The 9,840-nt window shown below is 61.7% G+C and carries 8 protein-coding genes and 1 pseudogene; 1 reads left to right on the forward strand and 8 read right to left on the reverse strand.

Translation table 11 applies throughout. The annotated features are described in order from the left end of the window. On the reverse strand, window positions 1-1,221 hold the full coding sequence (locus tag WB528_RS12855; RefSeq protein WP_423888790.1) for an NAD(P)/FAD-dependent oxidoreductase: 1,221 nt from the start codon (window positions 1,219-1,221) through the stop codon (window positions 1-3). Window positions 1,222-1,225: 4 nt separating this feature from the next. Continuing rightward, complete coding sequence (locus WB528_RS12860; protein ID WP_423888791.1) at window positions 1,226-2,470, reverse strand: cytochrome P450; 1,245 nt, start codon at window positions 2,468-2,470, stop codon at window positions 1,226-1,228. A gap of 83 nt (window positions 2,471-2,553) precedes the next feature. Here WB528_RS12860 and WB528_RS12865 point away from each other — a divergent pair, with 83 nt between their 5' ends. Continuing rightward, the gene (locus WB528_RS12865) at window positions 2,554-3,360 is read left to right on the forward strand and encodes an enoyl-CoA hydratase/isomerase family protein (protein WP_423888792.1); all 807 of its coding nucleotides are present in this window, start codon (window positions 2,554-2,556) and stop codon (window positions 3,358-3,360) included. A gap of 137 nt (window positions 3,361-3,497) precedes the next feature. On the opposite strand, the gene WB528_RS12870 is transcribed toward WB528_RS12865, so the two are convergent. From WB528_RS12870 to WB528_RS12895, 6 genes and pseudogenes are all read right to left on the reverse strand, one after another. Further along, complete coding sequence (locus WB528_RS12870) at window positions 3,498-4,838, reverse strand: TRAP transporter large permease (RefSeq protein WP_423888793.1); 1,341 nt, start codon at window positions 4,836-4,838, stop codon at window positions 3,498-3,500. Beyond that, on the reverse strand, window positions 4,835-5,416 hold the full coding sequence (locus WB528_RS12875; RefSeq protein WP_423888794.1) for a TRAP transporter small permease: 582 nt from the start codon (window positions 5,414-5,416) through the stop codon (window positions 4,835-4,837). The genes WB528_RS12870 and WB528_RS12875 overlap by 4 nt, the downstream gene beginning before the upstream one ends. A 165-nt stretch (window positions 5,417-5,581) precedes the next feature. After that, entirely contained in the window at window positions 5,582-6,532 is a 951-nt protein-coding gene (locus tag WB528_RS12880; protein WP_423888800.1) for a TRAP transporter substrate-binding protein, read from the reverse strand. A gap of 84 nt (window positions 6,533-6,616) precedes the next feature. Beyond that, window positions 6,617-7,615 carry a TRAP transporter substrate-binding protein gene (locus WB528_RS12885; protein WP_423888795.1) on the reverse strand — a complete coding sequence of 333 codons (999 nt, stop codon included), beginning with the start codon at window positions 7,613-7,615 and terminating at the stop codon, window positions 6,617-6,619. Window positions 7,616-7,722: 107 nt separating this feature from the next. Beyond that, on the reverse strand, window positions 7,723-9,423 hold the full coding sequence (locus WB528_RS12890; protein WP_423888796.1) for an IlvD/Edd family dehydratase: 1,701 nt from the start codon (window positions 9,421-9,423) through the stop codon (window positions 7,723-7,725). A gap of 167 nt (window positions 9,424-9,590) precedes the next feature. After that, window positions 9,591-9,840, reverse strand: a pseudogene (locus WB528_RS12895) (NAD-dependent epimerase/dehydratase family protein); the annotation flags it as partial.

The following is a 9,840-nucleotide window of genomic DNA, read 5'->3' on the forward strand; positions in this document are numbered from 1 at the left end:
TCAAGCCAGCGCCGCCTTCAGATCGAAGCCGGGGTCGGCGGCCTTTTCCGGTTCGATCGAGCGGTTCAATCCGAGAATCTTGCGGCCGAACACGTGGTCGGCGGCGCGGTTGACCGACTCGATGCCGACCAACTGGCCCTGCTTGTAGCAGAACGCCGAGAACGAGCGCGCCTCCCGATCGCCGCGCACCACGACCTGGTCGTAGCCGGTGGTGAGACCGGCGATCTGAAGCTTGTCGTCGCTCTGGTCGCTCCAGAACCACGGCAGGCCGTCATAGACCTTGGCGTCACCAGTCAGCCGGGCCGCGACGCAGCGCGCCTGATCGGTGGCGTTCTGCACGGATTCAAGCCGCAGCGAACCGCCAAAGCGCGGGCTTGCGAACAGGGCGCAGTCACCGATCGCCGAAATATTGGGATCGGCGGTCAAGAGATGCTCGTTGACGATAATACCCGACGCGACCGGCAGGCCCGCTTCCGCGGCAAGCTCGACATTCGGCAAGACACCGACGCCAACCACGATCAGATCGGCCGGGATATGACGGCCGTCGCTGAGACTGACGCCGGCAACCCTTCCATCCGCGGCTTCGATGCCGGTCGCCTGTACGCCAAGGTGAATGCGAATTCCGGCCGAGGTGTGCCGGGATTGAAAGTATTCCGAGATCTCGGCGGTGACGGCGCGCGCCATCACCCGCGACCCTAGTTCGATCACATCGACCTCGAGGCCCTTGGCCCGCGCGGTGGCGGCGAATTCCAGGCCGATAAATCCCGCGCCGATCACGGCCACATGCTTTGCGGTGCCGATACGCTGCCGCAACGCCTCGCTCTCGTCGAGGATGCGCAAGTACTTCACGTCGGGCAGATTGGCGTTGGGCAAATCGAGCAGACGATTGCGGGCGCCGGTCGCCAGCACCAGATGCCCGTAATCAAGGAACGAACCCGAGGCGAGCAGCAACCTTTGCGCGGCGCGATCGATCGAAACCGCGCGATCGCCGATCAATTCGATATTCTGATCGCGATAGAACTTGTCGGACCGGAACATCAGACTGTCGGGACGGCCCTCGCCCTTGAGATAGGCTTTCGACAGAGGCGGCCGCTGATAGGGCAGATGCGCCTCATCGTTGAGCAGCCAGATTCGTTCGCCAAAGCCATGCTGGCGCAAGGAAGCGGCAACCTGGAAGCCGGCGTGGCCGGCGCCGACGATCAAAGCAGTTTTTTGGGTCATGCTCTCAGACGGTCTTGATGCGGAGCGGGAGGGTGTCGAAGCCACGCAGCGTATTGTTCAATCGCCGCGTCGGCTCCGCGACTAATTCGAACGATTCAACGCGCTTTGCAAGCGCCCCCAATATCGCTTCTGTCTCGAGGCGAGCCACCGCCTGCCCGACGCAGCCGTGAATCCCGGTGCCGAAGGTCATGTGCCCGGCCGCGCGACGGCTGACGTCGAATGTATCGGGCCTTTCCCACCGGCGCGGATCGCGGTTGGCGGATGCAAAGAACAACAGCACCTTTTCTCCATCGCCAAGTGGCACACCGCCGACTTCGACAGGCCGGGTGGTAGTCCGGAAGAATGTCTGCAAAGGCGCCTCGAAGCGCAACACCTCTTCAAAGGCGTTGCGGATCAGGCTCGGATTCTTTCGAAGCGCTTGCCATTGTTCGGGGTACCGCGTCATGCAGTAAAGCGCGTTGCCAAGCCCGTAGACGGTGGTGTCGATCCCAGCCGACAGGAACGAACGCACCAACATCCCGGCTTCATCTTCGGACAATTCGCCGGCATCGACGGCATGGAAAATCTGCATGCCGAGGCCATCAGGCGCCAGCGCAGCGCGGCTGCATTTCGACATGATCCACTCGCGAACCGGGCCGGCACAGGCCATTGCCTGCTGAAACAGATCGTTCCGCGGGCCGAACGAATTGAACACCATGCTGCCGTAAGGCAGCAGGTTCTCGCGGCCTTCCTCGGAGATCCCGACCGCGTCCGGAAATACTTTCAGCGGATAGGCTTCGGCCAGATCGGCAACGCCGTCGAATTCGCGTTGTTCGACCAGCCGCCCGATCAACGCCTCAGCTTCGCGCTCGAACCTCTCGCGCAACACCTTGATCGCCGCCGGCAACAGGATGCGCGTCAGCACCGCGCGGGTGCGCGTATGCAGCGGCGGATCGGCTTCGAGAATGATGCTCGGCGGCCGCCACGGCGGCTCCTTGCGGAAATCGCTCAGGCCCACGCCCGCCGACGAACAATAGGTCTGCCAGTCCGTCAGCGCATCGCGGACCTGTTCGTGCCGGGCCATCGCCCAGATGCCATATCGTTCGAGCCACACCACCGGCCCGGCTTCGCGCAAGGCCTCGTGATGCGGATAGGGATCACTGAGAAAGCCGTGCGAAAACGGATCGGCGGTCGAAACCGGCCGGCTCAACACTGCCTGAACGCCCACGACGCCTGCTCCCTGTTGGCCGCTACCGCGCTTTGCCGGCATCTTGCAGCCTCCGCCGGAGATTGTCACCACCCGCTGGATGGGATTTAAATGTGGCGCATCCCCAAGACCCCGAGGCTTCTCCGATGGCTGTAACCCAAGAAGCAACCAGCACCCCCTCGTCCGATCCGGCGCTGCTCGCAATCGATGGCCCGATTGCGACGATCACTCTCAACCGCCCGGCGAGTTTCAATTCGATCGATCTGACGATCGCCAAAAGGCTTGAGGACATGACCGCCGAGATCGAGGCCTCCGACGACATCAGGGTGCTGGTAATCGAAGGCGCGGGCCGCGCGTTTTGCGCCGGCGGCGACCTTCAGACGATTGGAGCTGCCGCAGCGGCCGACAGGATCGCCCCCGTCGTCGGCGAAATGCTGCACCACTATCACGCCTTCATCGCCGCCTTGCAGCGGATGCCCAAGATCGTGCTGGCGAGCGTCCATGGCTCGGCCGCCGGCGCCGGACTCTCGCTCGCTTTCATGGCCGATCTCTGCATCGCCACTGAGGATGCCCGCTTCACCCCGGCCTATGGCAAAATCGGAGCATCTCCCGATGGTGGGGGTACCGTCGGCGTCACGGCCGCTGTCGGTCCGCGGCGTGCGCTACAGATTTTCCTGGCCGAGGACAGTTTTTCAGCCGCCCAGGCCATGCAATGGGGATTGGTCGCGAAAGTGGTTCCGGCGGGGGAACTGAAAGCCGCGACGCGCGAACTGGCGCACCGGCTTGCCCGGAATACGCCGCCAGCGATCGCCGCCACCAAGATGCTGATCCAGCGCGCCCCAACCAACCCGATCGAGCAGCAGCTTGCCGCCGAGCGCGACGCGATCATCGACTGCATGCATACCGATGAATCTCGCGCCGCGATCGAAAAGTTCACCCGCAAGGGTAAGTGAGCTGGCATCGGCGCCATTCGCCCGGCTGTCATCATCCGCGAAGGCGGATGATCCAGTAACCTGCGGCGGAACAATTGACTGACGCTCGTGGTAACTGGATGCCCCGCCTTCGCGGGGCATGACCGCCATAAAAGCCGTCAATTCGGACAGATATAGCCGGTGCCCGCAGGTGACTTGAAGCAGCCGACTGACTCCGGGATCACGTGCTTGGGCAGCCACAGCACCACCTTCGGACAATAGATGGTGAAGATGATGGTCACGAGGAACACGACGTAGATCGGCAGGGCCGCGCGTAGAGCCTTGGAAAATGGCACGCCGACGAATTTCGACGCCATCAACAGCACCAGCCCGTAAGGCGGCGTGATCATGCCGAAGGCGAGCGTCGCAATCAGCACCACGCCCATGTGCACGCCGTTGATGTCGCCGGCCTGCGTCAACGTATTCACCAGCGGCATGAAGATGATGATGGTCGGCACCGGCTCGATGAAATCGCCGACCACGGTGAACAACAGTACCAGCAGCAACATCATGTATTGCGGGTTGTTGCCGGCGATCGACGTGATCCAGTCGGCGATCACGATCGCGCCGCGCAGATAGGCGAGCATCCAGCCAAACGCGTTCGCGGCGCCGATCGTGATCAGCGGCAAGGAGAAGATCAACCCGGCCAGGCAGAAATCATATGGGATTTTCCTGATATGCCCCCGGTTGAGCGCGGGAATCACGACTGCGATGATCCAGAGCACCGCGACCACGCCGGCTTCCGTCGGCGTGAACCAGCCGGTGAGGATGCCACCGAGCAAAATCACCGGGATCATCAGCGGCAGCGCGGCGTCCCCGGTCGCGAACACGACCTGGCGCATGGAAGCGCGCGGCTTGCGTGAGCCGACGGGTCCGAAGAAGTAGCAATAGATCATCAGGCCAATGCCGATCATGAGACCCGGCAGGAAGCCGGCCATGAACAGGCCTGCGATCGAGACGTTGCCGACCGCGCCATAGACCACGGCGGTGATGCTCGGCGGCACCAATGCCGCGATGGTCGATGCGGCAGCGATGATCGCGGCGATGAAATCGGGGCTGTAGCCTTCGCGCCGCATCGGCCCGCCGAGCGCGCGGCTCATCACCGCGACATCGGCCGTGGTCGAGCCCGACATTTCCGAAAAGAACATGCTGAAGACGACGACCACCTGCGACAGCCCGCCCTTGATATGGCCGACCAGCGACAGCGACAGGTTCGCTATCCGCACGACCACGTTGGCCGAGCTCATGAGTTCGCCGACCAGCAGGAAAAACGGGATCGCCAGCAAAGCTTCCGAATCGACGCCGTCAAAGATCTTCTGAACAATCGCCGCCAGCGACACATCGGTCAAAAGCGCGCCGACGAAAACGCCCGCCATCAGCGAAAACGGCACGGGCACACCGAGATAGCCGAAGAACAGGAAGCAGAAGGACATCAATGCGAGGACGATCGGCGCACTCACAGCCCCGTCCTCCGATCGAAGAAAGTCTCAACAGGAGGGATGATCATCTCCTCTTCCGGCTCCGGATGGTCGAAACCGTTGCGGATGCCGTTGACGAGCTGCTCGACCGTGAACAACGCGATCAAGATCGCGGAGAGTGGAATCACCGCATAGAGCGAGGCGATCGGCGTGCCGGACGGCAGGCGGAAGCTGCCGAAGCCGCGGAGGTAGTTGATATAGCCGAACCAGATCAGGCAAAACGCCACGCCGAGCACGACGATGCGAATGATGATCTCGACAATCATCCGCGGCATGCCATGCAGCGAATCCGAGATCGCGGTCAGATACAGATGATCGTTGCGGCGGGTCGCCGCCGCCGCGCCAATGAAAATCGCATAGATGAAAAGGGTCGAGGTGACTTCCTGCAACCACAGCCAGGGATGGCCGATGGTGCGGGTGACGATGTCGAACAAGACGGACAGCGAGAAGCCGAAACATAGCGCCCCGCACACCATCATCAGCACGAGTTCGAGCCGATCGAGCGCGCGCCATTTCAGGTGATGGTGCCGCTGCAAGACCAGTTTGTCGGCGATGGCCATTCTTCAACTCCCCGTCGACCGATAAACTTCTTGTCGTCCCGGCGAACGCCGGGATCCATAACCACCGGCGTCCATTATTGAAGGAAAGTTGGCGACCTCGTCACTCTCTTCGAAGGCCGCGGCATACGGGTCCCGGCGTTCGCCGGGACTACCAGCGAGAGAGTTTCAATTGATCGCCTTGATCAGGTCCTTGATCTTCTCAGCATGAGGCCCGAGGTCCTTGGCGAGCTTGTCGAGATAGGGGTCGGCGATTTTCTGAAATCCCGTCTTGTCAACATCGGTCACGATCTTGACGCCCATCTTTTGCAGCTTGGCGGCGGCGGCACGCTCCAGGTCAAACGCCCGCTTCGGCTCCTGAAGGCTGACGTCCCGCGCGGCCGCTTGTACCCAGCCCCGCTGCTCGGCGTTGAGGCTTTGCCAGAGCTTGTCGCTGATCCAAAGGATGGCGTTGTTGGCTTCATGCTCGGTCATGGAGAGGACGGGCGCGACCTCGTAGTGGCGATTGATGAGATAGACGTTGACGGCATTCTCCCCGAAATCCACCACGCCCGTCTGTAGCGAGGTATAGACGCTGCCGAACGGCATGTGCACGGTCTGGGCGCCATAGGCGGCGAACATCGTGTCTTCGGTCGCGGTGGCCTGCACCCGAACCTTGTACCCTTTGAGGTCGTCGACCTTGCGTACTTCCCGCTTGCCGTAGAAGTGCCGGAAGCCCTGCGTACCAAGCCCAATCGCATGAAGCCCCTTGACCGTATCCTCGATCATGTCGTGAACGGCCTCGAACACTTTCTGGTCGCCGAGCGCCTTGACGTCATGATCTTCGTTGCGAAACAGAAAGTGCAGCGACATCACGCCCGCCTGCGGCGAGATCGTCGACGTATTGGCCGAGGATACGATCGCAAAATCGATATCGCCCGAACGCACCAGTTGCAGGATTTGCGACTCTTGACCGAGCTGCGCGCCCGGGTATTGGTCGACCAGCATCGTTCCCTTGCTCAATTCCTTGAGCTTGGCCGAGAAGATGTCATAGGCGATGCTGTAGCCCGAATTGAGCTGCTGGTCGTGCGCGAAGCGATAGTGCTTGACCTCTTGCGCGCCCGCCGTGCCCGCAAACATCGCTGCGACGACAAAACCCAGCAGGCCTGCTATTTTTCCTTGGTGACGCAACGTCTCTTCCTCCCGTTGATTTTTTGGGCCGCGTCAGTTGATGGCGCGGATCAGGTTCTTGATTTTCTCGGCATGGGGTCCGAGCTGCTTGGCGAGCTTGTCGAGATAAGGATCGGCGATCGCGGTAAATCCGGACTTGTCGACATCGGTGACGACCTTAACCCCGATCGATTTCAACTTTTCCGCCGACTGATGTTCGAGCTCGAGCGCCTTGGCGGGTTGGGTGCGGTTGACCTCGTCGGCCGCGGCCTGCACCCAGCCCTGTTGTTCCGGCGTGAGGCTGTTCCACAGTTTGTCGCTGATCCAGAGCAGACTGTTGTTGGCCTCGTGTTCCGTCAACGACAGCACGGGCGCGACCTCGTAGTGCTTGTTGGCGAGATAGACGTTGATGCCGTTTTCGCCGACGTCCACCACCCCGGTCTGCAACGACGTATAGACGCTGCCGAACGGCATATGCACGATCTGCGCGCCGTAGGCCGGGAACATGATGTCCTCGGTCGGCGTCGCCTGAACCCGCACCTTCAGCCCCTTGATGTCCTCGATCTTCCGGATTTCGCGTTTGGAGTACATGTGACGCAGACCGAGTGTGGCGAGCCCAATGACCCGGGCGCCCTTCACCGTATCCGCAATCATCGCCTTGACGGCTTTGGAGACCTCGGGATCCGCGATCGCTTTGACAAGATGGGCCTCGTTGCGGAACAGGAAGTGCATCGACATCACGCCGGCCTCCGGCGAGAGCGTCGCCGCATTGGCCGAAGACGAAATGCAGAACTCGACATCGCCGGATTTCACGAGCTGAAGCACTTGCGGCTCCTGCCCCAGCTGCGCGCCGGGATATTGATCGATCAGCATCGTGCCCTTGCTGAGCGTCTTGAGCTTGTCAGCAAAGATATCGCCGAGGATCCCGTAGCCGGTGCTATGTGGCTGGTCGTAGGCGAAGCGGTAATGCTTCACCTCCTGCGCGGTGGCGCCAGCAGCCGTGAACAGAAATGCGGCAACGACCGCTCCGAAAGGCTTGCCCAAGCTTGCCATCGTCTCCCCCTCCCCGATTGTTTTCTTGGATCATCCCATCGGCCTTGTCGGGATGTCAATCGAACTGAGGGTGGAGAGCTGCTTTTGGACCGGCGGGCTTGCCCTTCTTACTTTCCCTGGGCGCGCATGAAATCGAAATCGCAGCCTTCATCAGCCTGCAAAATGGTCTCGTTAAACAGATGCGCGTAGCCGCGCTTGGCCCATTCCGCCTTAGGCAGCTTGAGTGCCGCACGGCGCTTTTCGAGCTCGGCAGCGTCGACCAGGAGATCGATGCTGCGCTTGCTGACGTCGAGCCGGATCATGTCGCCGGTTTTCACCAGCGCCAGCGGCCCGCCGACGGCCGATTCCGGCGTGATGTGCAGCACGATGGTGCCGAACGCGGTACCGCTCATTCGCGCATCCGAAATCCGCACCATGTCTTTCACACCCGCACGCAACAGCTTGGTCGGGATCGGCAGATAGCCCGCCTCCGGCATGCCCGGTGCACCCTTCGGACCGGCGTTGCGCAGCACCAGCACGTCATCGGCGGAAACTTCCAGTGCGGGATCGTCCACCCGCAACGTCATGTCTTCGACGGATTCGAACACCACGGCACGGCCGGTGTGCTGCAGCAGTTTTGCCGTTGCCGCCGACTGCTTGATGACGGCACCGCGCGGCGCGAGGTTGCCGTGCAAGACCGCCATCGATCCCTCTGCCTTGATCGGGTTCTTTCGCGAGCGAATGACGTCCTGCCCCGGCACTTCTTCGGCGCCCGCCACCACGTCGCGCAAGGCAGCTCCGGTGATCGTCTTGGCGTCGAGATCGATGAGATCGCCGAGTTGGGCCATCAGTTTCGGCACCCCACCGGCGTGGTGGAAATGTTCCATGTAGTGTGCACCTGATGGCTTCAGGTCGATCAGAACCGGCACTTCGCGGCCCAACTTGTCGAAGGCTGCCAGATCGATGCGATGCGGGCTGCGGTTGGCGATCGCAGTCAAATGAATGAGGCCGTTGGTCGACCCGCCGATCGCCTGCATCACCACCTGCGCGTTCCTAAAGGAAGACGCCGTCAACAGCTCGCTCGGCTTCGGCCCCTTGGCCTTGGCCATTTCGGCGCCGACCTTGCCGCTGGCCTCCGCCAGCCGAAAGCGCTCGGCATGGGGTGCGGGAATCGTCGCACTCATCGGCAGCGACAGGCCGAGCGCCTCGGTGACGCAGGCCATGGTGCTTGCTGTACCCATCACCATGCAGGTGCCGACCGAGGGTGCGAGCCGCGATGAGACCGCCTCAATCTCGACGTCGTCGATTTCGCCGGCGCGGTGTTTGCCCCACAGCCTTCGGCAATCGGTACAGGCGCCAAGCACTTCGCCCCGGTGATGGCCGACCACCATCGGGCCGACGGGGACGACGACGGTCGGGAGGTCGGCCGAGATCGCGGCCATGATTTGCGCCGGCAAGGTCTTGTCGCAACCGCCGATCACCACGACCGCATCCATCGGTTGGGCGCGGATCATCTCCTCGGTATCCATCGCCATCAGGTTGCGCAGGTACATCGAGGTCGGATGCGAAAAGCTTTCCGCGATCGAAATCGTCGGAAACACCATCGGCATCGCGCCGGACAGCATCACGCCACGCTTCACCGCCTCGATGATCTGCGGCGCGTTGCCGTGACAAGGATTGTAGTCGCTATAGGTATTGGTGATGCCGACGATGGGGCGATTGAGCGCGTCGTCCGAATAGCCCATCGCCTTGATGAAGACCTTGCGCAGAAACAGCGAAAAGCCGGGATCGCCATAATTCGCCAGTCCCTTGCGCAAGCCGTCGGCCATTTATGTTTTCCTTTATTGCTTTTATGACATCATTCCGGGGTGCCTCGAAGAGGCAAACCTCGTGCGCAAGCGCGCACCTGAATTTCGAAATTCCGGATCGCCGCGGAGCTTGTCTTCGGGCCGCGCATTGCGCCGACCCGTTGGCGCGTCCGGAATAACACCATCCTTCACTTCAGATCGATGATCCGCCTCTTGTCGCCATCGAACTCCATGCCGCAGAAAGCGCCGCCCTGATAGAAATCGCCGACCGGATCCGGACTGAGCTTGGCCTGTTCGGCAAAAGCATGTTCGCGGAAATCTTCGGCGCGGCCGGTCGGGCGGTAGCCCAGATCGTAGGCGCGATGATTGTCCCACCAAGCGCGCTCGTTATTGGAGGCGCCATAGAAAATTTCGAAATGAATGTCGGGGTGATCGAGC

This window comes from Bradyrhizobium sp., from assembly GCF_049586575.1.
Lineage (GTDB): Bacteria > Pseudomonadota > Alphaproteobacteria > Rhizobiales > Xanthobacteraceae > Bradyrhizobium.